This is a genomic window from Streptomyces sp. NPDC033270, from assembly GCF_055576575.1.
On sequence record NZ_JBVIRA010000014.1, the window covers coordinates 88,404 to 112,706 of the forward strand.

General features: G+C 73.0%; 22 protein-coding genes and 1 pseudogene. 11 read left to right on the plus strand and 12 right to left on the minus strand.

Annotation, left to right across the window (positions count from 1 at the left end):
- The first annotated feature begins 24 nt into the window (after window positions 1-24).
- A complete protein-coding gene (locus ACZ5XZ_RS20630; protein ID WP_468979990.1) occupies window positions 25-678 on the plus strand; it encodes a TetR/AcrR family transcriptional regulator in 654 nt (217 codons plus the stop codon).
- Window positions 679-752: 74 nt separating this feature from the next.
- Entirely contained in the window at window positions 753-1,718 is a 966-nt protein-coding gene (locus tag ACZ5XZ_RS20635) for an urea transporter (protein ID WP_468979992.1), read from the plus strand.
- A gap of 45 nt (window positions 1,719-1,763) precedes the next feature.
- Here ACZ5XZ_RS20635 and ACZ5XZ_RS20640 read toward each other — a convergent pair whose 3' ends face one another.
- The 7 genes and pseudogenes from ACZ5XZ_RS20640 to ACZ5XZ_RS20670 form a co-directional block, all read right to left on the minus strand.
- The gene (locus ACZ5XZ_RS20640; RefSeq protein ID WP_468979994.1) at window positions 1,764-3,107 is read right to left on the minus strand and encodes an MFS transporter; all 1,344 of its coding nucleotides are present in this window, start codon (window positions 3,105-3,107) and stop codon (window positions 1,764-1,766) included.
- Between the two features lie 178 nt (window positions 3,108-3,285).
- Window positions 3,286-4,386: a zinc-binding dehydrogenase gene (locus ACZ5XZ_RS20645; RefSeq protein ID WP_468979996.1), complete on the minus strand. Its 1,101-nt coding sequence runs from the start codon at window positions 4,384-4,386 to the stop codon at window positions 3,286-3,288.
- 85 nt (window positions 4,387-4,471) lie between these two features.
- Entirely contained in the window at window positions 4,472-5,890 is a 1,419-nt protein-coding gene (locus ACZ5XZ_RS20650) for an aldehyde dehydrogenase family protein (protein WP_468979997.1), read from the minus strand.
- Between the two features lie 79 nt (window positions 5,891-5,969).
- Entirely contained in the window at window positions 5,970-6,869 is a 900-nt protein-coding gene (locus ACZ5XZ_RS20655) for an NAD(P)-dependent oxidoreductase (RefSeq protein ID WP_468979999.1), read from the minus strand.
- A gap of 295 nt (window positions 6,870-7,164) precedes the next feature.
- Window positions 7,165-8,592 (minus strand): CitMHS family transporter, encoded by a 1,428-nt coding sequence (locus ACZ5XZ_RS20660; protein ID WP_468980000.1) that lies wholly within the window; start codon window positions 8,590-8,592, stop codon window positions 7,165-7,167.
- A gap of 133 nt (window positions 8,593-8,725) precedes the next feature.
- Window positions 8,726-8,920 (minus strand): annotated as a pseudogene (locus ACZ5XZ_RS20665) (hypothetical protein); the annotation flags it as partial.
- Window positions 8,921-8,973: 53 nt separating this feature from the next.
- Window positions 8,974-9,618 (minus strand): TetR/AcrR family transcriptional regulator, encoded by a 645-nt coding sequence (locus ACZ5XZ_RS20670; RefSeq protein ID WP_468980002.1) that lies wholly within the window; start codon window positions 9,616-9,618, stop codon window positions 8,974-8,976.
- A gap of 102 nt (window positions 9,619-9,720) precedes the next feature.
- Here ACZ5XZ_RS20670 and hmgA point away from each other — a divergent pair, with 102 nt between their 5' ends.
- Both hmgA and ACZ5XZ_RS20680 read left to right on the plus strand, forming a co-directional pair.
- Window positions 9,721-11,046, plus strand: coding sequence for a homogentisate 1,2-dioxygenase (hmgA, locus tag ACZ5XZ_RS20675; RefSeq protein WP_468980003.1), 1,326 nt, complete (start codon window positions 9,721-9,723; stop codon window positions 11,044-11,046).
- Window positions 11,047-11,062: 16 nt separating this feature from the next.
- On the plus strand, window positions 11,063-11,812 hold the full coding sequence (locus ACZ5XZ_RS20680) for a GntR family transcriptional regulator (RefSeq protein ID WP_468980005.1): 750 nt from the start codon (window positions 11,063-11,065) through the stop codon (window positions 11,810-11,812).
- Window positions 11,813-11,824: 12 nt separating this feature from the next.
- Here ACZ5XZ_RS20680 and ACZ5XZ_RS20685 read toward each other — a convergent pair whose 3' ends face one another.
- Window positions 11,825-13,216, minus strand: coding sequence for an MFS transporter (locus ACZ5XZ_RS20685; protein ID WP_468980006.1), 1,392 nt, complete (start codon window positions 13,214-13,216; stop codon window positions 11,825-11,827).
- A 160-nt stretch (window positions 13,217-13,376) separates the two neighbouring features.
- On the opposite strand from ACZ5XZ_RS20685, the gene ACZ5XZ_RS20690 reads away from it, so the two are divergent.
- Window positions 13,377-14,636, plus strand: coding sequence for a type ISP restriction/modification enzyme (locus tag ACZ5XZ_RS20690; RefSeq protein WP_468980007.1), 1,260 nt, complete (start codon window positions 13,377-13,379; stop codon window positions 14,634-14,636).
- Window positions 14,637-14,706: 70 nt separating this feature from the next.
- Here the strand turns inward: ACZ5XZ_RS20690 and ACZ5XZ_RS20695 are convergent, their stop codons facing one another.
- The 3 genes from ACZ5XZ_RS20695 to ACZ5XZ_RS20705 all read right to left on the minus strand — a co-directional run bounded on the left by ACZ5XZ_RS20695 (window position 14,707) and on the right by ACZ5XZ_RS20705 (window position 16,944).
- Complete coding sequence (locus ACZ5XZ_RS20695) at window positions 14,707-15,444, minus strand: TetR/AcrR family transcriptional regulator (protein ID WP_468980010.1); 738 nt, start codon at window positions 15,442-15,444, stop codon at window positions 14,707-14,709.
- Between the two features lie 156 nt (window positions 15,445-15,600).
- Window positions 15,601-15,864 carry a hypothetical protein gene (locus tag ACZ5XZ_RS20700; protein ID WP_468980012.1) on the minus strand — a complete coding sequence of 88 codons (264 nt, stop codon included), beginning with the start codon at window positions 15,862-15,864 and terminating at the stop codon, window positions 15,601-15,603.
- 273 nt (window positions 15,865-16,137) lie between these two features.
- Window positions 16,138-16,944: an SGNH/GDSL hydrolase family protein gene (locus ACZ5XZ_RS20705; protein ID WP_468980014.1), complete on the minus strand. Its 807-nt coding sequence runs from the start codon at window positions 16,942-16,944 to the stop codon at window positions 16,138-16,140.
- A gap of 326 nt (window positions 16,945-17,270) precedes the next feature.
- Between ACZ5XZ_RS20705 and ACZ5XZ_RS20710 the strand changes: the two genes are divergently transcribed.
- Window positions 17,271-18,512: a S8 family peptidase gene (locus ACZ5XZ_RS20710; protein ID WP_468980016.1), complete on the plus strand. Its 1,242-nt coding sequence runs from the start codon at window positions 17,271-17,273 to the stop codon at window positions 18,510-18,512.
- 97 nt (window positions 18,513-18,609) lie between these two features.
- Here ACZ5XZ_RS20710 and ACZ5XZ_RS20715 read toward each other — a convergent pair whose 3' ends face one another.
- On the minus strand, window positions 18,610-19,314 hold the full coding sequence (locus tag ACZ5XZ_RS20715) for a YoaK family protein (protein WP_468980018.1): 705 nt from the start codon (window positions 19,312-19,314) through the stop codon (window positions 18,610-18,612).
- Window positions 19,315-19,575: 261 nt separating this feature from the next.
- Between ACZ5XZ_RS20715 and ACZ5XZ_RS20720 the strand changes: the two genes are divergently transcribed.
- From ACZ5XZ_RS20720 to ACZ5XZ_RS20740, 5 genes are all read left to right on the plus strand, one after another.
- Window positions 19,576-20,001: a hypothetical protein gene (locus ACZ5XZ_RS20720; RefSeq protein ID WP_468980020.1), complete on the plus strand. Its 426-nt coding sequence runs from the start codon at window positions 19,576-19,578 to the stop codon at window positions 19,999-20,001.
- Between the two features lies 1 nt (window position 20,002).
- Window positions 20,003-21,097 (plus strand): GNAT family N-acetyltransferase, encoded by a 1,095-nt coding sequence (locus tag ACZ5XZ_RS20725; RefSeq protein WP_468980022.1) that lies wholly within the window; start codon window positions 20,003-20,005, stop codon window positions 21,095-21,097.
- Window positions 21,098-21,567: 470 nt separating this feature from the next.
- Window positions 21,568-22,383, plus strand: coding sequence for a glycosyltransferase family 2 protein (locus tag ACZ5XZ_RS20730; RefSeq protein WP_468980024.1), 816 nt, complete (start codon window positions 21,568-21,570; stop codon window positions 22,381-22,383).
- Complete coding sequence (locus tag ACZ5XZ_RS20735; RefSeq protein WP_468980026.1) at window positions 22,380-23,465, plus strand: glycosyltransferase family 2 protein; 1,086 nt, start codon at window positions 22,380-22,382, stop codon at window positions 23,463-23,465. Before ACZ5XZ_RS20730 ends, ACZ5XZ_RS20735 begins: the two co-directional genes overlap by 4 nt.
- Window positions 23,462-24,265, plus strand: coding sequence for a polysaccharide deacetylase family protein (locus ACZ5XZ_RS20740; RefSeq protein ID WP_468980027.1), 804 nt, complete (start codon window positions 23,462-23,464; stop codon window positions 24,263-24,265). Before ACZ5XZ_RS20735 ends, ACZ5XZ_RS20740 begins: the two co-directional genes overlap by 4 nt.
- The last annotated feature ends 38 nt before the right edge of the window (window positions 24,266-24,303 follow it).

Sequence of the window (24,303 nt, forward strand, 5' to 3'; positions counted from 1 at the left end):
TTGGGCGCCTCTACTATGTGCGCCATGGCCCGACCCCGCAAGCCCCTGCTGAGCCGCGAGCGCATCGTCTCCACGGCGCTTGCGCTGATCGACTCCGAAGGGCTGCCGGCACTGTCGACCCGGCGGCTGGCGGCGGAGCTGGGCGTGAGCGGCCCGTCCCTGTACAACCACTTCACGACCAAGGACGAGATCCTCGACGCGGTCGCCGACACCGTCATCGCCAAGGTCGACGTGTCGACCTTCGAGAAGGGCGCGGACTGGCGCGCCGGCCTGCTGGACTGGGCCCGCTCCTACCGCGCGGCGCTCGCCGCCCATCCGCACATCGTGCCGTTCCTCGCCCAGGGGCCGGGCCGGCGCCCGGCCGGGCTGAAGATGGCCGACGCGGCGTTCGGCGGCATGGTCGGGGCGGGCTGGCCGCCCGCACAGGCCACCCGGGTCTGCGCGATGGTCCGGTACTTCGTGGCCGGCTCCGCACTGGGCTCGTTCGCCCGCGGCTTCGTCGACGACCCGAGCGCGTACGACCCCGCCGACTACCCGCACCTGGGCCAGGCGCACCTCCTCGCGGAGCATCAGCGGCAGGTGGACGAGGGCGCGTTCGAGACCGGCCTGCGCGCCCTGGTGGACGGCCTGGCCCTGCAGCACCCCGAGCTCGCACCGCCACCCGGCCCCACCCGCTGATGAACGCCTCCCGCCGGCTGTAAAGTGCACCCGCCTCTGGCGGACAGGGGCGGGTGCGGGAAACAGGAGGCGGCGTGGGCGAGTGGGGCACGGCCATCAACGGCCCCTTCCGGACGCGTGGCGGACGGTTCGTCATCGAGGTGCTGCGCGGCCAGGCGCAGGTCGACTTCCTACCGAACGCGCTGACCGGTGCGGTGTTCTCGATCGGCCTGTTCGCGGCGGGCTGGGGATACGGGCTCTACGGCCTGATAGGCACGGCCGTCGGCACCGCCACCGCCCGCTTCCTGGGCGTGGACCGGGGCCGGATCACCGCGGGGCTCGAAGGGTTCAACGCCTGCCTGGTGGCGGTCGGCTGCGCGGTCTTCCTCGGCGCCGACCGGCTCTCCACCGCCCTGCTCGCCCTGGCCGGCAGTGCGGTGGTCACCGTACTGACCGGTGCCGCCGCGCGGATACTGGCCACCTGGGACCTGCCGGCCTTCACCCTGCCGTTCTGCCTGACGGCCAGCGCGCTGACCATCGCCGCGCCGGGATTCCAGCGGGTCTGGCACCAGGACGCGGGCCCGGCCGCGCTCCCCCGCCCGGCCGTCGGGCCCGCCGCCCTCACCTTCTCCGACCTCTGGCACGCCTTCTTCGCCAACGTCGGGCAGATCTTCTTCATGCCGCAGTGGTACGTCGGCCTGATCTTCCTGGCCGGCATCTTCGTCGCCTGCCGGCGGGCGGGCGCACTGGCCTGCGTCGGCAGCGTCGTCGGCATCTGCACCGCATGGGCCCTGGGTGCCCCCGCCGAGCAGGTGGCCGAGGGGGCGCTGGGCTACAACGCCGTGCTGGTCGCGATGGCGCTGTGCGGGGTCTTCCTCTCCGCGGACGGCTGGAGCCTGGCCTACGCGGTGGCCGGCGCCGCCGCCGCGACGGTGCTCACCCCGGCCCTGGCCGCCGTCTTCGCACCGTCCGGCGGCCACGCCTTCACCTGGCCGTTCGTCCTGGTCTCGCTGGCCTTCCTGACGGCGGCGCCGGCCTTTCCCCGGCTGCGCAGGGTGTAAGGCCTGTCCGCGGGGTCAGGGTCGGAAAGGCCCCATGGCTGCCGCTCAAGGGTGCGGGGCGGCCCCCCTCGCCCGGCGGACCAGCAGCCAGATGGAGACCAGCGCGACCGCGGACAGCGCCATGATGTAGGCGGACACCGCCATCGAGGTGCCGCTCACCTCCAGCAGCAGCACCATCAGGAACGGCGCGAGTCCGCCGCCGAGGATCGCGCTGATCTGGTAACCGAGCGAGGCACCCGTATAGCGCATCGCGGGCGGGAACAGCTCGGCGAACAGCGCGGCCTGCGGGCCGTACATGACGCTCAGGAAGCAACTGCCGACGAAGGTGCCGAGGCCCAGCCACACCAGCGACGCGGTGTCGATGAGCAGGAACATCGGCACCGCCCAGAGCAGCAGGCCGACCGCGCCCGCGGCGTAGACCCTCAGCCGGCCGATGCGGTCGGAGAGCGCCGCGGCGGCCGGGATCAGAGCGAGCTGGGTGAGGCTGACCAGCAGCGAGACGGCCAGTACCGAGGTGCGCCGCATCTCCAGCTCGCGGGTGGCGTAGTCCAGCACACCGGTGATCAGGATGTAGAAGGTGGCGGTGTTCACCGCGAACGAGCCGCCGGCCAGCAGGACCGTGCCGAGGTGGTGGCGCAGGATGGTCCGCAGCGGTGAGCGCCGCGCCTCGTCCGCCTGCTCCGCGGCCGCCAGCTCCGCCTCCGCGGCCCGGAACTCGGGCGTCTCCTCGACACGGACGTGGATATGGCGGGCGAGGACCAGCACCAGCACGCCGACGACGAACGGGATCCGCCACCCCCAGGTCCCGAACGCGCCCTCACCGGTGAGGGCCCCGGCCAGCAGGAAGACGGAGTTGGCGGTCACCACCCCGATGGGCACGCCGAGTTGCACCAGCGAGCCGTACAGCCCGCGCCTGCCCTCGGGGGCGTACTCGGTGGCCATCAGCATCGCGCCGCCCCACTGGGCGCCGACCGCGAGGCCCTGCAGCAGCCGCAGGACGACCAGCAGGACCGGCGCGGCCAGCCCGATCGTGTCGTAGGAGGGCAGCAGGCCGATCGCGGTGGTGGCCAGTCCCATCACCGTCAGCGCGAGCACCAGCATGGGTTTGCGTCCGCGCCGGTCGCCGAGGTGACCGGCGATCACCCCGCCGACGGGGCGGGCGAGGAAGCCCACCGCGAAGGTCGCGAACGCGGCGAGCACGCCGGCGGCGCGGCTGCCGGAGGGGAAGAAGGCGTCGCCGAGGACGAGCGCGGCGGCGATGCCGAAGACGAAGTAGTCGTACCACTCGACGGCGGAGGCGAGGGCCGCGGCGGTGGCGACCCTGCGGCGGCTGCGGGCGGAAGGGGGCGCGGCGGTGCTGCCGTGTGGCGTGGAGGGGGCCGAGTCCATGCTGCACGCTCCTGGGGACGGGGGGAGGGGGCGGCGCCGTGAACGTACCGACCAGCCGGTACGGCGTCAACGGAGCGCGCAGCGCGAGTTCCGGCGGTCCACGCACACGGGGCCGGGACGCCTTCCGCGCTCCCGGCCCCGCCCAGGCGTGCCGCCCCTGCCCCCAGGGGCATCTTCGCTAGAAGACCACCAGCGCTCGGCCGCCCTTGCCGGCCAGCATCGCCTCGAAGGCGGCCGGGATGCCGTCGAGGCCGATCCGGTCGGTGACCAGGCCGGAGAGGTCCAGGGCACCGGAGCGGACGTGCTCGGCGATGACGGGGAGGTCGCGGGCGGGGTCGCTGTTGCCGTAGACGCAGCCGGAGAGGGTCCGGCCGAAGTAGAAGATCTCCAGGGCGGAGAAGGTCACCCGCTGGTCCTGGCCGCCGATGCCGACGACCGTCGTCCGGCCGCCGCGCCGGGTGGACGTCCAGGCCGTACGGATGGTGTCGGCGCGGCCCACGCACTCGATGGCGACATCGGCGCCCACGCCCCCGGTGAGCCCGCGGATCCGCTTGGCCCCCTCCTTCTCGAAGAACGCGGCGCCGTCGGCCAGCACGAACTCGGTGGCGCCGGCCGAGCGGGCCAGCTCCTCCTTGTCCGGGGAGACGTCCACGGCCACGATCGGGCCCGCCCCGGCGATCCGTGCCGCCTGCAGCGTGGCCAGCCCCACCCCGCCGACGCCGAAGACCACCACCGACTCCCCCGCGCGCACCCGAGCGCTGTGGTGCACCGCGCCCCAGCCGGTGAGCACCGCGCAGCCGAGCAGCGCGGCGTCGGCGAGCGGCACCCCGGCCGGCAGCGGCAGCGCGGCGTGCGCGGGCACCACGGTCTCCTCGGCGAAGGCGGCGGTGCCCAGGCCCGGGTAGAGCTCGGTGGCGTCGGCGGCGAGCCGGGCGTACGGGGCGTTCGCGGCGAGGCCGGAGTGGGCGCACAGCCAGGGCTCGGCGAGCCCGCAGAAGTGGCAGTCCCCGCAGGACGGCGCCCAGTTGAGGACGACCGGGTCGTTGGGTGCCACCGTGGTCACGCCGGGGCCGACCGCGGTGACGGTGCCCGCTCCCTCGTGCCCGAGGACGGCCGGGGCGGGCTGGCGCAGGGTGCCGTTGGACAGGGAGAGGTCGGAGTGGCAGACGCCGGCGGCGGCGAGTCGGATACGGACCTGCCCGGGGCCGGGCTCGGGCAGATCGATCTCGGTGACCTGGAGCGGGGCGTTGACGGCGGGCAGTACGGCGGCGCGGACCACTGGTTCTCCTCGTACGCGGGACGGCGGGACAGAGTAGTGCCGCACGGCCGGGAGGCGGCATCCGCCCCCCCGCCGCGCGGCCCGGTCAGAACTGGAGCGACTTGGTCTGGAGGTACTCGGCCAGGCCGTGCGGGCCCAGTTCCCGGCCGACGCCGGACTGCTTGTAACCGCCGAACGGGGCGAGGGGGTTGAAACGGCCGCCGTTGATGTCGACCTGCCCGGTGTCCAGGCGCCGGGCGAAGGCGACCGCCGTCTCCCGGTCGCCCGCCCACACCGCCCCGCCCAGCCCGTAGGCGGAGTCGTTGGCGATGCGCAGCGCCTCCTCCTCGCTCTCGTACTTCAGTATGGACACGACCGGGCCGAAGATCTCCTCCTGCGCGATCGTCATGTCCGTCGTGACGTCGGCGAAGACGGTGGGGCGTACGTAGTAGCCCCGCTCCCGGCCCTCGGGGGCGTCCGGTCCGCCGACCACCAGGCGCGCGCCCTCCTGCACACCGCGCTCGATGTAGCCGCGCACCCGGTCGCGCTGCTTGGCGTTGACGACCGGGCCCAGCCGGCTCTCGTCGTCCTGCGGGTCGCCCGCGAGGTAGCCGCCCACGGCCTCCGCGGCCAGCGCCACCGCCTCCTCGTACTGGTCGCGGTGCACCAGCATCCGGGTCAGGGCGTTGCAGGACTGCCCGGAGTTGCGCATCACATCGGCGACGTTGACCTGCACCGCCTTGGCCAGATCGGCGCCAGGAAGGATGACGTTGGCGGACTTGCCGCCCAGTTCGAGGGCGACCCGCTTGACGCCACCGCCGGCGATCGCGCCGATCTTCCTGCCGACCGCGGTCGATCCGGTGAAGGACACCAGGTCCACGTCCGGGTGCTCGGCCAGCGCCTGGCCCGCGACATGACCCAGCCCGGTGACGAGGTTGAAGACACCGGCCGGTACGCCCGCCGCGTCCACGCACTCGGCGAAGAGCTGGGCGGTGAGCGGGGTGTCCTCGGCGGGCTTGAGGACGAGGGTGCAGCCCGCGGCGAGCGCCGGAGCGACCTTGTTGACGACCTGGTGCAGCGGGTAGTTCCAGGGCGTGATCGCGGCGACCACGCCGACCGGCTCGTGGTAGACGGTGGAGTTGCCGATGCGCTCCTCGAAGGAGTAGGAGGCGGCCAGTTCGGCGTACGTGCCGGTGATCACGACCGGCAGCGCGGCCTGCACCCGCCGGCTGAAGCCGAGCGTGGCGCCCAGCTCGGCGGTGATGGTCCGGGCGATCTCCTCCGTACGGGCGGCGAGCTGGTCGCGCAGCGCGGACAGCCGGGCGGCGCGCTCGGCCGGGGCGGTGGCGGCCCACCCGGGCAGCGCGGCGCGGGCGGCGCGCACGGCGGCGTCCACGTCCTCGGCCGTGCCGGCCGGGACGGTCGCGATGACCCGCTCGTCGGCCGGGTTGACCACCTCGATCGTCCCGGCCCCCGCGGCGGGCCGCCAGGTGCCGTCGATGAACATCGCGTCGTGGTGCTTCACTTCGTCGTCCTCCCGAGCCGGCTGGTGGTCGTCGCCCCAAACTAGCGCCGGTAGTTTTGTGCCGCCAGGCCGGATCCCCTCAGTCCTGGGGAGTTCGCTTGTGCATCTCCGCCATCACGCTGACGAATCCCGCACCGCCGTGGCCCGCGGCGATGGTCCGGTCGGCCAGGCCCTTGACGGCGGTGAGCACCTCGGTGTTGACGCCGCGGTGCTCGGCCGCCTCGATGATGTGGGCCAGGCCCGCCGCCTCCATGACGATGTTGTCCTGGTCGCCGGAGTACACCCCGCGGTCCAGGTCCTCGGCCATGTCCGCCGCGATCGCCGGCAGGATGCCCACGATCGCCTCGGTGAACGGCGCGAACTCCCCGGCCGGTATGCCCTCGGTCCCGGACAGCGCGAAGGAGTGCACCAGCCCGGCCATCGCCGAGTAGAAGAAGCCGAGCAGGGAGAGGTCGTAGACCGCCGCCGTACCGGCGTCCTCCCCCAGGTACACGGCCCGCCCGCCGAGCGCCTTGAGGGCCGCCTGGTACGTCGTGAAGGCCTCCCGCGCACCGCTGTAGAGGATGGTCGCCTCGTCCTGCCCGATGACCGGCGTCGGCACCATGATCGAGCCGTCGAGGTAGTCGATGCCGTGCCCGGCGGCCCATGCGGCCGCGGCCCGCGAGCGCTCCGGGGTGTCGGAGGTGAGGTTGACCAGCACCCGGCCGGACAGCTGCGCGCCGACCGGCTCCAGGATCGCCCCGGACGCGCCGTAGTCGACCACGCACACGATCACCAGCGGGGCGGCCGTCACCGCCGCGGCCACCGTGTCCGCGCGGACCGCGCCCCGCTCGACCAGCTCGTCGGCCCTGCCCGGCGTGCGGTTCCAGACCGTCGTGGGGTGCCCGGCCCGGAGGAAGGCGTCGGCCAGCGCGCGGCCCATGGCGCCGAGCCCGAGGACGGTCACGGGGGTGGGGGTGTACTGCTGCGAGGTGCTCATCGAAAGTGCTCCGCGTCGTTCGCGCCGGGGCCCGGCCCACTGCCGGTCCCGCTGTGCACACCACCCTGCCGACCTGCGCTTACGGTTTTCTTCGGGTCTGCTTACGGTGTCTTCGGGCGAGCCGTCGGCCCCCGCCGGCCGGCAGACCGGCAGGGGAGACCCCCGTCGCCCAGGGCCAGGGCCCGGTGGGAGACGGCCGGCCCGGCCGTGCTCACCGCTCCCTACGCGAAGGAGAAGGTGAGGACCAGCCGAGCAGCCGGCTCCTGCCGGGCCCTCGGGTGTCGGCCGCGGTCATCTAGATGATGCCGAAGAGCAGTCCGGCTCCCAGGACCACGAGGGAGGTGAGGGCGGCCCATTTGACGGTGAACTTCGTGTGGTCGCCGAACTCGACCTTGGCCATGCCGACGAGTACGTACACGGCGGGCACCAGCGGGCTGGACATGTGCAGGGCCTGTCCGACGAGGGAGGCGCGGGCGATCTCGATGGGGGCCACGCCGTGGGCGGCGCCGGCCTCGGCGAGGATCGGCACGATGCCGAAGTAGAAGCCGTCGTTGGACATGAAGTACGTCAGCGGGATGCTGAGGACGCCGGTGACGATGCCCATGTGCGGACCGAGCGCGTCCGGGATGCCGGAGACCAGCCAGCGGGCCATGTGCTCGACCATGCCGGTTCCGGTGAGCACGCCGGTGAAGACGGCCGCGGCGAAGACCATGCCGGAGACGTTGAGGACGTTCTCGGCGTGTGCGGCGATGCGGGCCTTCTGATCCTTCATCTGCGGGAAGTTGACGGTCAGGGCGAGGGCCGCGCCGATCAGGAAGAGGACCGGGATGGGCAGCGTCTGCAGGATGAGCAGGGTGAGCAGCGCGACGGTGAGCGCGGCGTTGAACCAGTAGAGCTTGGGGCGCAGGGTGGCGCGCCGCGGGTCCAGGCCCTGGAGGTCCAGGTCGCTCGGGTCGCCGTCGCCGCCGGTCGGCGTGGTGTCGCCCGCGGAGTGCCCGCCGGTGGCGGGTGCGCCGCCCTTGGCGCCGGTGCCCGCCCCGACCAGTACCTGCTCGGCCTCCTTCTCGTCCGCGGTCTCGGAGACGATCCGGGTCTCGCCCAGGGTCAGTACGCCCAGCCGCTTGCGCTCGCGCCGGCCCAGGACGTACGCGAGGGCGAAGACGGCGACCAGGCCGACGGCCAGGGCGGGGATCATCGGGATGAAGATGTCGCCGGCGTCGAGCTTGAGCGCGGTGGCGGCGCGGGCGGTCGGGCCGCCCCACGGGAGGGTGTTCATCACGCCGTTGGCGGTGGCGGCGACCCCGGTCATGACGACCAGGCTCATCTTCAGCCGCTTGTAGAGCGGGTAGAGCGCCGAGACGGTGATCATGAAGGTGGTGGAGCCGTCGCCGTCGAGCGAGACGATCGCGGCGAGCAGCGCGGTGCCGACCACCACCCGTACCGGGTCCGCCTTGCAGAACCTCAGGATGCCGCGGACGATCGGGTCGAAGAGGCCGACGTCGATCATCACCCCGAAGTAGATGATGGCGAACATCAGCATGGCGGCCGTGGGGGCCAGGTCACCGATGCCCTTGAGGACGTAGTCGCCCAGGCTCGCGCCCTGTCCGACCAGGACGCAGAACAGCGCGGGAATGAGCACGAGCGCTGCCATCGGTGACATCTTCTTCATCATGATCAGCACCAGGAAGGTGGCGATCATGACGAATCCGAGGATTGTCAGCATTAGGGGTACCTCACGTTCGCCCTTGAACTTCGGCCGGGGGTGGCGGTCGAGGTGACGTTAGGTGCCGCAAAGTTTTGTTAACAAGGCCTTGACGCGCGAGCAATAAGCGCAAAACCCCAGGTCAATAGGGATCTCAGTGGACGGGCGTGAGCACAACGGGCAGTCCGTTGAGCACCGCGGTGCCCGAGAGCGGGTCCAGCAGCCGGCCCGCGGTGAGCTGGTTGACGCTCACGACCCTGCAGCGGTTGCTGCCGCCCACGAGGGCCGGGACGTTGTGCAGCCAGCTGTTGCTGGAGCGCAGATGGCGCCGGCCGATGAGCAGCACCCCGACGGAAATCCGCCGGCCGACCGGCCGCATTCACGCCCCCGGGGCCGCCCGTCTCACTCCCCCGCGTCCAGATACCGCGCCAGATACGACCGCAGCAGCAGCTTGGCCTCGGTGACGATGGCGGGGTCGCCGGCCGGGTCCGTACGGAAGGCGAGCTGCAGCAGCGCATCGGCCGTCTCGACGCCGACCAGGAACGCGGTCCGCAGCCGCTCGTCGGCGGCGTCCAGGCCGAGCGGGCCGGCGAAGAGCACCAGCAGCCGGTCGGCGACCAGGTAGTTGGCCTGCCGGGACTCGGTGGGGGCGGGGACGGTGAACTCCACCAGGGCGAAGCCCGGCACCGTCCGCTTCATGGCGAGGTACTCGTCGACCACCACGTCCATCGCGCGCCGCCACTCCAGCGGGACGCCGGCCGGCGCGGTCAGCCGGGCGGTGATGCGGTCCGCGTAGGCGTCGAGGTTGCGCCGGGCGAGCGCCTCGGCCATGGCCCGCTTGTTGGGGAAGAACCGGTATACCGAGCCGATCGGCACACCGGCGCGGCCGGCCACGGCCCGGGTGCTCAGCTCCTCGTATCCGGTCTCCTCCAGCACTTCGGCGCAGGCGTCGAGGATTCTGGCCAGGCGCTGGGCGCTGCGCCGCTGGACGGGGGCGCGGCGCAGGGGGGCGGGCGGCGGGGCGGGACGGGGCGTCGGCTGCTGCACCCGACCATCCTGCCCGCCATCCAGGCCGAGAGTCTCCGTTGACGACCCCCTCCGGCAATCCTAAGGTCTTGCATAGGATTCCTTGAGCGGCGGGAGCACGCGATGGCAGGCACGGGCAACGAGCAGGCGAGGAAGACGGCCGAGGGGCTGGTGTACGCCACCGGCTTCGGCAACGAGCACAGCTCGGAGGCCGTCCCCGGCGCGCTGCCGGTGGGCCGCAACTCCCCCCAGCGGGCACCGCTCGGCCTCTACGCCGAGCAGCTCAGCGGGTCGGCGTTCACCGAACCGCGCGACCACAACCACCGCTCCTGGCTCTACCGCATCCGCCCCTCGGCCGCGCACCCGCCGTTCGTCCGCGCCGAGCAGCGCGTCCTGCGCTCGGCGCCGTTCACCGACTGCGCCCCCGACCCCAACCGGCTGCGCTGGAACCCGCAGCCCGCACCCGAGGGCCCGACGGACTTCCTCGACGGCCTGTGGACGCTGGGCGGCAACGGCGACGCGACCCAGCGCACCGGCATGGCCGTCCACCTGTACCACGCCAACACCGCCATGGACCGCCGGGTGTTCAGCGACGCGGACGGCGAGCTGCTGATCGTGCCCGAGCGCGGCGGGCTGCTGCTGCGCACCGAACTCGGCCTGCTGCGGGCCGAACCGGGCGAGGTGGCGCTGATCCCGCGCGGTGTGCGCTTCCGTGTCGAGCTGCTGGACGCCACCGCCCGGGGCTATGTCTGCGAGAACTACGGCCGGCCCTTCCAGCTCCCCGACCTCGGCCCGATCGGCGCCAACGGCCTGGCGAACGCCCGGGACTTCCGCGCGCCGGTCGCCGCCTACGAGGACGTCGAGGGCCCCGTCGAGGTCGTCAACAAGTTCTGCGGCAACCTCTGGACGGCGACCTACGACCACTCGCCGCTGGACGTCGTCGCCTGGCACGGCAACCACGTCCCGTACGTCTACGACCTGCACCGCTTCAACGTCATCGGCTCGATCAGCTACGACCACCCCGACCCGTCGATCTTCACCGTGCTCACCTCCCCGTCCGACACCCCGGGCCTGGCGGGCGTGGACTTCGTGGTGTTCGCGCCGCGCTGGCTGGTCGGCGAGGACACCTTCCGGCCGCCGTACTTCCACCGCAATGTGATGACCGAGTACATGGGTCTGATCGAGGGCGCCTACGACGCGAAAGCGGAGGGCTTCGTACCGGGTGGCGGGTCGCTGCACAACATGCTGTCGGCGCACGGGCCCGACCGGGAGACCTTCGACCGGGCGAGCGCCGCCGAACTGGCGCCGCAGAAGATCGACGACGGGCTGGCGTTCATGTTCGAGACCCGCTGGCCGCTGACGCTCACCGCGCAGGCCCGGGACGCCGGCCATCTGCAGCGCGGCTACGACGACGTGTGGCAGGGTCTCCAGCGCCACTTCCGCCCGTGACACCCGGGGAACCCTCGTGACCACCTTCGCTCCCGACTCGCTGGACCTGAACCGCAAGCTGCCGCTGTGGTACCAGGTCTCGCAGTCGCTGCGCGCCTCCATACTGGGCCGCTCCCCCGAGGCCCCGCTGCGACTGCCCACCGAGGACGCGCTCGCCGCGCACTACGGCGTGAGCGTGCTGACCATGCGCCAGGCCCTCAAGGAGCTGGAGGCGGAGGGCCTGATCAGCCGGCACCGGCGCCGCGGCACCTTCATCGAGCCGAGCGCACGGCGCGGGGCGCCGGTGCGGCTGCTCGGCTCGGTGGACACGATCGTGGCCCAGCAGTCCGGGATGAGCACCGAACTGACCGAGCACGGGCCGGTCCCGGTCCCCTCCGAACTGACCGAGTACTTCCCGGAGTCGACCGAGGTGACCGGCTACGGCCGGCTGCGCGGCGACGAGGAGACCGGCGAGCCGACCAACCACGCGCGCAACTACGTACGGCCCGACATCGCCGCCCGGATCGATCCGGCGGACCTGGTGCGCTGGCCGATGACGAAGGTGCTGCGGGACGTGGTGGGGGTGCGCATCAGCCGTATCACCGACACCGTCGAGGCGCGGCTGGCGGACCCGGAGACCGCCCGCCTCCTGCAGGTCCCGCTGCTCAGCCCGATCCTGCACTACACGGGCGTCACCTACGACGAGGCCGGCCGCGTGGTCGACGTCGCCCTGATCCACTACCGCGGCGACCGCTTCTCCTTCACGGTCACGCTGGACGCGCACTGATCCGGCCCCCGCTCAGATCCGCTCCAGGCTCCGCCCCGTACTGCGCGGGCCGAGCAGCGCCACGTCCAGGCACAGCAGCAGCATCAGCCCGGCCGAGCCGGTGAACACCACGGCCGGGCCGAGGGCGGTCAGCGCGCCGAGCGCGACGAACGGCAGCACGACCGAGGTGAGCCGGGACAGCGAGTAGGCGATCCCGATCGCGCTGCTGCGCAGTCCGGTCGGGAAGATCTCGGTCTGGTAGACGTGGAAGGCGTTGGAGAAGACGTTGCTGCACACCGTCAGGGCGAAGCCGAAGCCGACGACGGCCCAGGTGGCGGAGGCGAAGCCGAACGCCAGACCGCAGCCGGCGATACCGAGCGCCGAGGCGATGATCAGCGAGCGGCGCTCGATCCGGTCGATGAGCGGGAGCGACAGCGCGGAGCCGATCGGATAGCCGCAGAAGCTCAGGGCCGCGTAGAGCAGCGACTCGGTGACGGTGTGGCCCTTGGCGGTGAGCACCACCGGCGCCAGCGATCCGAAGCCGTAGTAGCCGACGGTCTGCAGCACCTGGAAGATCCACCACATCACCGTCCGACGCCGCTGGTCGCCCCGGAACATCTCGCCCAGCGGCACCCTCCGCTCGGGCACGGTCTCCGCCTCCGGTACCGACGGCAGGCTGGCGCCGGTCTCCCGCGCCACCCGCTCCTCGACGCCGGCCACGATCCGCTCGGCCTCCGCGCCGCGCCCGTGGACCGCCAGCCACCGCGGCGACTCCGGGAGCCGGCGCCGCATCAGCTGCAGGAACGCGGCCCCCAGCGCACCGGCGGCCAGCAGCCAGCGCCAGCCCTCGATTCCCAGCACCTGGTGGGCCGCCACCAGCCGGGCACCGAGCAGCGCGGCGACCGGGACGCCGACGAAGCCCAGGGTGTACGCCCAGGCGAGGTAGCGGCCGCGCACCGCCCGCGGCAGCAGCTCCGCGAGATAGGTGTCCACCAGCACCAGCTCCGCGCCCAGCCCCAGGCCGGCCAGGAACCGCCCGACCAGCAGCCACCGCAGATCCGGGGCGAAGGCGCACCCGAGCGAGAACGCCGCGTAGAGCCCCAGGTTGGCCAGGAACATCCGGCGCCGCCCCCACCGGTCGGCCAGCACCGAGAGCACGTTCGCGCCGACGAACATGCCGAGGAACCCGGCGGCGATCACCGCGGACTTCGCGGTGTGCCCCAGGTCCCACTGCTCGGCGAGGACCGCGGCCAGCACCCCGCCGAGGAAGAGCTCGTAGAGGTCGAAGAAGGCGCCGATGCCGACGACGAGGGTGATCCGGCGGTGCCAGCGGGACGGCGGCAGCCGGTCCAGCCGGGCGGCGACCCGGTGGCCGACGGGGGGTCCCCCGCGCCGTTCGGGCGTGGGTGAGGCGGTGTCCGTCACAACGGCCCTCCCTGAGCATGCCGGGCGTACGGCTCAGGACCGTACTCCTCCAAGATCAGCAAGCGGAAGACCGCATCGGCGGCCCCCGGACGGCGGGCGGAGCCGCGGGGCCCGTGGATACCATGCCGGGGTCAACCGAACGGTCCGGGAGGGGCTCCGCGTGACGGCGAAGCAGGACGCGCCACGGCTGTCGGATCTCATGCCGTGGTCCGTGCCGCCGCTGCGGCTCGGCCGTTCCTGGGTGCGGGCGCCGGATCCGGCCACCCTGCGCGCCCGTTGGGCGGCGCTGGTCGACGCCGAGGACGCGGCGGCCCGCGAGCGGCTCTTCGGGCCGTCGCGCGCCCGCACCCTGCACACCGCCGTCGGTCAACTGCCGGGTCAGGCCACCGGGACCGGGCGGCTGTACCGGGCGAGCGGGCCGTGCCCCGAGCCGGTGCGGATCCTGCACGGCCCGTTCGACCAGCAGTGGCTGCTGCCCGACCACCGGCTGATCGACGCGGCCCGGCCGGAGCTGTGGCGGGTGGCGGACGAACGGCAGCTGTACGCGGTCGGATCGGGGGCGGCGCCGGAGCCGGCCGGCCCCGCGGTGGTGTGCTCGGCGCTGCTGCCCGACGGCTGCGCACCGGCCGGCCGCCCCGGGCGGATCCATCCGCTCTACCGCCGCCCCGGCGGGCAGGAGCCGAACCTGCCACCGGGCCTGCTCGCCCTGCTCGGCCGCCGCCTGGACCGCCCGGCGGGCCCGGTGGACCTGCTCGCCTGGATCCTCGCCGCCGCCCGCCACTCCCCCGACGGCACGGTGGTGCCGCTGACCGCGGACCCGGAGGTCTGGGACCGCGGAGTCGCGCTCGGCACCCGGCTGTTGTGGCTGTTCACCCGGGGCGGCCACGCGCCCGGGGGCGGGCCGGCCGACTCCGGTGAGCGGCCGCGGATGCCGGGCGGCCGCCGCCCGTACGTGCGCTCGCCGCTCCCCGCCCGCGGGCTGCCCGAGTCCCTCGGATACGACCCGGAGGGGGAGGCGCTCCTGCTCGGCGGCGGCCGTATCTCGCCGGTGCCGAAGGGGGCGTGGGAGTTCCACGCGGGCGGGGTACGCGTCCTGGAGGCGTGGTTCGCCCAGCGCACCGGCGCGGCGGCGGACGGGGCACCGCCGCCCGAGGCCGGTTCGCTGGCCGCGCTGCGCCCCGCCGACTGGCGCCAGGAGTGGACCTCGGAGCTGCTGGAGCTGATCACCGTTCTGGCGCTGCTGGCCGAGCTCCAGCCGCGGCGCGAGGAGCTGAACCGGCACACGGCGGACGGGCCGCGGCTGACGGCGGACGGGCTGCGGGCGGACGGCGTGCTGCCCGCGCCGGTCTCCGCGTACCGTCCGGCGTCCGTCCTCGACCACCACGAGGAGGGCCCGGAGGGCCAGTTCGCGCTGCTGTGAGCCGGCTGCTGTGCGCCAGTGGGTGCGCCCCCGCGGGAGGTCTCGCGCGGGGTGCGACGCCGCCGGCCGGTCAGCCGGTGCCGGAAGCCGCGGACGCCTTGTACGCGTCGAGCACCCGCCCGATCATCCGCGCGAAGATCTCGTCCGGATCGCCGGCCGGTGCGCCCTTCGCCAGGGCGCGGGCCACCAGCGGATACCGCCCGGTGCCGACCACCGTGCGCAGATAGCCGGTCTGTGCCGCGCGCCGCGCCTCGGGGCTGTGGCCGGACTCCTTGGCCCGTTCGGCGGCCGCCTGCTCGGCCGACGCCATGGACAGCACCGTGCCGTTGACCATCGAGACCAGCTCCAGTTTGAGCCCGTCGTCGAGCCCTGAGCCCTCCAGCGCGGCGAGGCAGTACTCCATGTAGCGCAGGGCGTTGGGACCCAGGAAGCTGTGCGACAGTACGGCGCCCGGCAGCCAGGGGTGGCGCCGTATCATCTCCCGTTCCTGATGGGCGAGTTCCAGCAGATCGGCGCGCCAGTCGCCGGAGGGCCGGTCGGGCAGGCGGTACTCACCGCCGACCAGATCGACCATCAGGTCGACCAGATCGCCCTTGCTCGGCACGTAGTTGTAGAGCGACATCGTGGCGCAGCCGACCGCGGTCGCCACCCGGCGCATGGAGACCGCCGCGAGCCCGGACTCGTCGGCGATCCGCACCGCCGCCTCGGCGATCTCGTCTCGGGTGAAGGCGGGCCGGGGGCCGCGGCCCGCCCGCTCGGGTCGCGCCCAGATCACCTCGGGTCCGGCCGCGCGGCCGCTTGCTGCCATGGATCGATCACCTCACCACCATCCTAGTTACGTACAACGTACGCAGTAGTGGGTCCGGGCACGAAAAAACCACCCGTCACGACGTGACGGGTGGTGCTGGGCGGACCGGTCGGGCGGGGGCGGGCCGGCCGCCCGGTAAGCCGCTGGTGAAGCGGGTCAGCCATGCCCCCCGAACAGCGAACGCCGCAGCCTGCGCAGCGGCGCGAACAGCGACACCCTGGCGCCGCGGCCGTTCCTCGAACGCGCGTGATCGCGCGCGGTGAGCTCCTGCATCAGCGAGGTCGCGCCCTCCGCCTCACGCTGCGGGATGGCGGGTCCACCCAGCACCGCGAGATGGCGGTCGAGACGTGCGCTGGACGCACTGCTCCCACAATTGACGGCAGGGACTCTCGCCCTGCTACGCACTGTTATCTGTTCCATGAATCTCCCCACCCTTACGAGGGCACCCGGCCCGGGCAGGGTAACCCTATCTCTCTTGGCGGACACGCGTGCAGACCGGTCAACGGATTCACCTGCCTCGCCTTGACGTTGACGAACACCATACGGAATGTCACGTACAAGGCGCGTACCAGGGCGAGTTGAGGGACCGTCGGGCGTCGGCGGGGGTCTTCGACCGCCGTCGACGGGGCGCCGGAACGCCCGGGGAGAGACCGGGATCTCACGACCCCTCCCCGGCGCCCGGTGTGCGGGTCGTCACGCGGTGGCGGCGAACACCGGCTGATACCCGCCGGACTGACCGGCGGCGGTGGGGTGGTAGGACTCGTCGACGGGAAAGGTCACGCTGCGCAGCCAGGCGCTGCCCGAGCACAGCTCATGGCCGGCGAAGGTGGCGTTGACGTCGCCGAAGGCGAAACCGTGGTCGGCGGCGCGCTTGGCGGTCACGCCGTTGATGGCGTCGGCGGCGGCGTTGATCGCGGACCGGGACTTCTCGGAGAGGCCGCCCACGCAGCTTCCACCGAGTTTGTAGAAGCGCGGATAGCCCAGGACCACCACGCGGGCGTTCGGGGCCTTCTGGTCGATCGCGTCGTACACGGTGTCGAGCCTGCCGGGCAGGGTGTTGTCGATATAGGTCCTGGCCTGCGCGACGCGGGCCAGGCAGGCGCTCTCGCCCTGGAGCGCGCAGGTCGTCATGGTGTCGGCGAAACCGGCGTCGTTGCCGCCGATGGTGATGCTGACCAGACCGGTGGAGGCGTTGAGCGGGCCGAGCTGACCGTTCACCACATCACCCGTTCGGGCTCCGGAACAGGCGGTGAAGGCGAACGAGGAGGGGGAGTGCGCGGCGTTCCAGAGGGCCGGATAGGCCTTGGTGCTGCGCTTGCAGGAGCCGCTGGCGCTGTCATAGCTGCCGGCCCCGACGCCCGAGGAGTACGAGTCTCCGAGGGCCACATAGCCGGTTGCGGTGGGGAGTTGGGCGGACGCGGCGGCGCTCGCGCCGGTGAGCGCGAGCGCCGTGGTGACGAAGAAGGCGGACGTCAGGGCCGCGAATCGGGACAGTCTCATGGAACCTCCCTTAGCAGGGTCTCTGCCATATCCGTCGTAGCAAGGTTCGCGGACTGTCGGAAGCGTTCATGTCAAAAGTCATTTCGCAGTTCACGGCAAATCTCCTGATTGGGGCGGATGTTCCCTGCCATGTCATTGCTTTGCCGTGACGTGCATATGACATCCCGACAGAACCCTTGCCGCCCGTGCTCGAAGCCCGCGAATCTCTTTGACGGGCGGTCAACGGTTCAACGGACTCCCCCGCCGCCCCAAGGTGCGTACGAACCCGTACGCAACCCCCTGCGCGCGCACCACGGCGCGCCACCGATGAGGAGGACTCCCTCGCGATGGCAGTGATGCGTTCCACCACATCCCGTACCACCACCCCGCGGCGTTCGACCACGCTGCGGATCGCCACCGCGCTGGTCGCGACCACCGCGGCCGCCGCCCTGGGCACCCTCGCCTTCCCCGCCCACGCGGCGCCCGCCGAGGGCACCGTCGTGGGAGCCGGCGCCCCGGACGCGGTGCCCGGCAGCTATATCGTCACGCTGAAGCGCTCGGCCGGTCTCAAGGCCGCCTCGGCCGACGGCAGAGGCCTGATATCCGAGTACGGCGGAACGGTGCGGCGGACCTACACCGCCGCACTCAACGGCTACTCCGCCAGGCTCTCCGCGCAGGCGGCCAGAGCGCTGGCCGCCGACCCGGCGGTCGACAAGGTCTTCCAGGACCGCACCGTGCACGCCCTGGGCACCCAGACCGACCCGCCGTCCTGGGGCCTGGACCGGATCGACCAGGCCAAGCTGCCGCTCGACAAGAAGTACAGCTACCCCGACAGCGCGGGCGCCGGCGCCACCGTCTACGTCATCGACACCGGCGTACGCGTCACGCACCAGGACTTCGGCGGCCGGGCGGTGAACGGCTACGACGCGGTCGACAACGACAACGTGGCGCAGGACGGCAACGGCCACGGCACCCATGTCGCGGCGAACGCGGCCGGCACGGCGTACGGCGTCGCCAAGAAGGCGAAGGTCGTGGCGGTGCGGGTGCTGAACAACTCCGGCTCCGGGACCACCGCCCAGGTCGTCGCGGGCATCGACTGGGTCACCAGGAACCACAGCGGCCCGTCGGTGGCGAACATGTCGCTGGGCGGCGGCCCGGACGCGGCCCTGGACACCGCCGTGCAGAAGTCCATCGACAGCGGGGTGACGTACGCCGTCGCCGCCGGCAATTCGGGGGCCAACGCCCAGAACTACTCCCCCGCCCGGGTCCCGGCGGCCCTCACGGTCGGTTCGACCACCTCCACCGACGCCCGCTCGTCCTTCTCCAACTACGGCTCGCGAGTGGACCTCTTCGCGCCCGGCAGCTCCATCACCAGCGCCTGGAACACCGGCGACTCGGCCACCAACACCATCTCCGGCACCTCGATGGCCACCCCGCATGTGACCGGTGCGGCCGCGGTCTACCTGGCCGGTCACCCGACCGCCACCCCGGCGCAGGTCGCCACGGCCCTGACCAACGGCGCCACCTCGGGGGTGGTGACCAACCCGGGCAGCGGCTCGCCCAACAAGCTGCTGAAGATCGTCCCGTAGGGGCGAGGTGACCCCTCGTGCCCATAAGGGCCCCGGGCGGCGGTGCGCCGTCCGGGGCCCGGCACGGCTCCGGACGACGGGCGCGGGTGGCGCGGCGTCAGCCCTCGTTGGAGCGAGGGCCGTGGATGAGGCCGTACATCAGGAAGGCGGTGGCCGCGACGAACACCGCCACCAGCAGGATCACCAGCGTCGGCCGCGTCCCCAGGCCGAGCAGGCCGGCGCCCAGGAGGCCGCCGGCGAACATCGCGGTCACGGAGGACAGCCGGCGGGCCCCGGCGTGCGAGCCGTACCCCAGCTTCCTGTCGTGCCCCAGCGGCGACCCGCTGACCAGGGCCGCCATCGCCCGGGTCTCCACGGTGGTCGTGAGGTCCGGGGCGGCGGCCCGCATGCTGGTGACATTGCGCATGCCCATCGCCACCGCCATCAGTCCGACGACGACATGGCGCCGGCCGAGCACCGGCCAGGGCCCGTCCTCCCAGGCCGCCACCGCCGCCGCGAACAGCAGCGCCGCCTCCGCGACGAGCGCGGCCGGGAACCACGGGCGCTGCTCCGCGGCCAGCGTCGACTCCATCCGGGCCCCGAGCGCCGCGCCCAGCAGGAAGGCGCCGATCGAGACCGCCGTGGCGGCCACCGGCAGCCCGCCCTGCCCGGCGATGCCGAAGCCGAGGAAGAGCAGATTGCCGGTCTGGGTGGCGGTGAAGACCTGACCGAGCGTCAGAAAGCTGACGGCGTCGAGCACACCGGTGGCCACGGTCAGCCCCACCATGATCACCGTGAGCGCGGCCCCACTCGGCGGCTCCACCGACGCGACTCCTTCCACCGGGCTTCTGACCTGGGGGCGTGTCCGGTGGATCAGGGTCGGATCGGCCCCAGCGCTTGCTCCCCCAGTCTCCGGACGGCCGGTCCGCCGGCCCGCCATTGCGCCGTCTGTGGGCGGCCCGCAGGTGTCCGCACACCCTGTCGGGTTGCGTAGGTTTCCGGCCTTCTTCGTGTCTTGACGGTGCTCTGGGCGTTGCGCGACATTGAGGCCCGGCATCCGGCGGTACGGGGGGCGAAGCTGCCAATGCGCACCGACACCATCGACGGCAAGGACTCGTACGAGTCGCCACCACCCGAAGAGCGGCCGGCGGGCGCCGCCGTCTCGCTGCTCGCGGGAGTGGCGGTCGGAATCGGCGGGGTGGGGGCCGTACTCGCGCTCGCCGACATCGGCTCGCCGCTGCGCGCGCCGTTCACCTTCTTCTTCCTGCTGATGGCGCCGGCCGCGGCGATCGCCTCCGCACTGGGCCGGACCGATCCCCTGGGCCGCGCGGTGGTCGCCGGCGCCGGTGCGCTCGCCGTCGATCTGCTGGTGGCGCAGGCCATGCTCGCGCTGCATCTGTGGTCGGTTCGCGGCGGGGTGCTCGCGGTGACGGCGTTCAGCGGCGCGGTGCTGCTGTGGAGCGCGCTGCGGCACCGGTCCGGACGCGCGCCCCGACGGCGGGCGGGCTGAGGTGGATGTCGCGGTGTACCGCCCCGGCCGGCTGGCCGAGGCCGAGCGCGGCGCCTGGACCGCCCTGCAGGCCGAGGCGCGGTCCCTGGGGGCGCCGCAGTTGGCGAACCCGTTCCTGGCCCCCGAGTTCGCGCTGGCCGTGGGTCGCTCCCGGGGCGGGGTACGCATCGCCGTGGTCCACCAGGACGGCGCCCCGGCGGCGTTCCTGCCCTTCCAGCGCTCGGCGCTCGGTGTCGGGCGGGCGATCGGGCTGGGCGTCTCCGACGCGCAGGGGCTGGTGCACCGGCCCGGATTCCGGTGCGGCGCCCAGGAGCTGCTGCGGGCCTGCGGACTGTCGGTGCTGGAGTTCGATCACCTGGTGGCGGGCCAGCGCACCTTCGAGACGCCCTCGTTCGGGCGGCACGCCTCGCCCGTCATCGACGTGGACCAGGGCTTCGAGGCGTATCTGGCCGGGCTGCGGGCGCGGTCGCCGAAGTTCACCCGGACCACCCTCGCCAAGGAGCGCCGGCTCGGCCGGGACGTCGGACCGGTGCGCTACGTCCACGACGAGCGCGACCCGGCGGCGCTGCGCACGCTGATGCGCTGGAAGTCGGCCCAGTACCGCAGGACGGGGCGCGGCGACCGCTTCGCGCACCCCTGGATCGTCCGGCTCGTGCAGCAGCTGTTCCACAGCCGTACGGACTCCTTCGCGGGTCTGCTGTCGGTGCTGTACGCCGGTGAGCGGCCGGTCGCGGCGCACTTCGGGCTGCGCTCGCCGTCCGTGCTCGCCTGCTGGTTCCCGGCCTACGACCCGCAGTTCGCGAAGTACTCGCCGGGCCTGGTGCTGCACCTGCGGATGGCGCAGGCGGCGGCCGCGGACTCGCCGGCCTATCTCGATCTGGGGCGCGGGGCGAAGGACTACAAGGACTCCCTCAAGACCCGTGAACTCCTGGTGTCCGAGGGGTGGGTGATGCGGCGCCATCCGGTGGCCCTGGGGCACCGGGCCCGCCGTGCGCCGGTGCGTGCGCTGCGCAACGCGGTGCTCGCCCGGCCGGAGCTGTTCGAGCCGGCGGACCGCCTGCTCAAGCGGGTGGGGCGGCTCCGGTCGGGGCGGTGAATTCGGTCGGACCCCGCGCGCCCGGAAATTCCGCCTTATACGAGACGGCGCAGGAGAGGCGTACGCCGGTGCATGAATATTGGCGTACATCAGTGCGTACCGGCCAATTGCGCCAAAGGGTATTTGGCGTGGAACTTCTTGCCTTACAGTCCCAATCATCAATACCGTCGCACATCCACCCGCATCGGACGATCATCGCAAGGCGGCTCTAGGGGAGGGCTCGGCGACACGATGGAGCGCCCGGTGCGGTGCGCGGTTGGGGGGGTCCCGTGCGCTCGGTCCCGGTTTGCCGATCACGGCTTGCCGGGTCCGAAGCACGAGCCGCGCGTCCGGAACACGCATGCCAGCTCGCCCTGCCCGCACGGCGCCACCGCCGTGCGGAGCGGGGTGTGAACCCCCCTTTCGACCCGGATATCCAGCACGGGCCGCCCGGGGGAGGGCGGCCCACCGGACGAGAGGGAAATCAACCCATGAGCTCGTTCCTTCGCCCGGCCGACGCGGATGAACCGCCGCTGACGCTGCTGCCGGACCAGGCCGTCTACCGTCCTGTTTCCTCACATCTGGCCATCGCACCGGCCGTCAGCGTCGTCATTCCGGCGATGAACGAGGCGGAGAACCTCCCGTACGTCTTCAAAACCCTGCCGGACTGGATTCATGAAGTGATCCTGGTCGACGGGAACTCCACCGACGACACGGTCCGCGTCGCCCGGAAACTGCGGCCGGACGTCACCGTCGTACCGCAGCGCGGAAAGGGCAAGGGCGACGCGCTCATCAGCGGTTTCGCGGCCTGCACCGGCGAGATCATCGTGATGGTCGACGCGGACGGCTCGGCCGACGGCGGCGAGATCGTCAGCTATGTCTCGGCGCTGGTGTCCGGGGCCGACTTCGCCAAGGGCTCGCGGTTCGCCAACGGCGGCGGCACGGACGACATGACCCCGGTCCGCAAGCTCGGCAACCGCGTGCTGACCGCCGTCGTCAACGCCAAGTTCGGCGCCCGCTACACCGATCTCTGCTACGGCTACAACGCCTTCTGGCGGCACTGCCTGGACGAGATCGCCCTGGACTGCGCGGGGTTCGAGGTCGAGACGCTGATGAACATCCGGGTGGTCAAGGCCGGGCTGCGGGTGCAGGAGATCCCCAGCCACGAGTACCACCGCATCCACGGCGTCAGCAACCTGCGGGCGGTGCGCGACGGCCTGCGGGTGCTGCGGGTGATCCTGCGCGAGCGGGGCACCCGGCGCAAGCGGGTCGCCCGGCCGGCGCTGATCACCGGGGACGCCCTGTGAACCCGCGGAGACCGGCGGTCGGCCCGGCGCTGCGGATCTCCGTCGTCATCTGCGTCCACACCGAGGACCGGTGGGACGACATCCTGGCCGCGGTGGAATCCGTCCGCGCACAGTCCCATCCCGCCCATGAGCTGCTGCTGGTGGTGGACCACCACCAGCGGTTGCTCGACCGGCTCAGGGGGCGTTTCGGCGGCGCCCACAGGGGCGCGAACGCGCCGGGCGCGCCGTCAACTCCCCTGCTGATCATGGCCAATTCGGGACCCCGCGGACTCTCCGCGGGGCGCAACACCGGTATCGCCGCCGCCGACGGCGAGGTCATCGCCTTCCTGGACGACGACGCGGTGGCCGAGCGGGACTGGCTGCGCCACTTCGCCGCGGCGTACGCCGACCCTGCGGTGATGGCGGTGGGCGGACGCACCGAACCGGCCTGGGAGTCCGGCCGCCGCCCGGTGTGGTTCCCCGAGGAGTTCGACTGGGTGGTCGGCTGCACCTACCGCGGTCTGCCGCCGGGGAAGGTGCGGGTGCGCAATGTGCTGGGCGGCAACGCCTCCTTCCGCAGGGTGGCGTTCGACCTCGCCGGCGGCTTCGCGACCGGGATCGGCCGGGACGGCGACCGGCGGCCCCTGGGGGGCGAGGAGACCGAGCTGTGCATCCGGATCTCGCGGCTGATACCGGACGCGGTGCTGCTGATCGACGACCGGTCGGTGATCCACCACCGGGTGCCGGCCGAGCGGCAGCGGTTCGGCTACTTCCGCAGCCGGGCGTACGCCGAGGGGCTGTCCAAGGCGCTGGTGGCGCGGAGTGTCGGCACGCGGGACGGGCTGGCGTCCGAACGCCGCCACACCGCCCGGGTGCTGCCCGCCGGGGTGCTGCGCGGGGTACGGGACGCGCTGCTGGGCCGGCCCGGCGGGGCCGGCCGGGCGGGCGCGATCGTGGCCGGCACGGCGGCCGCGGCGGCCGGCTACGCCTGGGGCACGCTGCAGGCACGCCGGAGGCGAACTCCCCTTCCCGGCACCCGGGTCGACGGGCCCGGCGGCGACGGGGCGGCGACGGCCGCGGCGCACGAAGGGGCGGCGGTATGAGCGGCAGACCGGGGCCGGTGCCGATCCTGATGTACCACGCGGTGACCGTGGCCCCGACACCCGCCGTACGGGAGCTGTCGGTGACGCCCACCGCGTTCGAGGAGCAGTTGGCGGTCCTGGCCGACGGCGGCTTCACCCCGCTGACCGTGGCCGCGCTCGCGGCGGCCTGGCGGGGCGGCGGCCCGCTGCCGGACAGACCGGTGCTGATCACCTTCGACGACGGCTACGAGGGCGTGTACCGGCACGCGCTGCCGGCCCTGGCCCGGCACGGCTTCCCGGCCACCCTCTTCGTCACCACGGGCTGGCTGCGCGGCCCGTACGGCACCGGGGGCGCGCTGGACACCATGCTCGACTGGGACCAGGTGCGGAAGCTGGCCGGAGCCGGGGTGGAGATCGGCGGGCACAGCCACCGCCATCCCCCTCTGGACGACCTCGGCGACGAGCGGCTGCGGCACGAGGTGCTGCGCTGCAAGGAGATCATCGCCGATGAGGTCGGGACGGCGCCCGAGTCCTTCGCCTACCCCTACGGCCACTGCGACCGTAGGGTGCGGCGGACCGTGCGCGGGCTGGGGTTCCGGCAGGCGCTCGCGGTGGGCAATACGCCGGCGGCCCGTCGTCAGGGGCCGTACGCGCTGGCGCGGTTGACGGTGCGGCGCGACACCGACACCGAGGAGTTCGCCCGGCTCGTCGAGGGCCGCGGGCTCGTCCGCGCCTTCGCCCGGGACCGGGTGCTCACCAAGGGGTACGCGGTCGTCCGCAGATCACGACAGGCGGTCCGGCTGTGCACGCCGGGCCGCTGACGCCGAGCCCGCCGCGGCATCCCCGCGGCGGAAGAAGG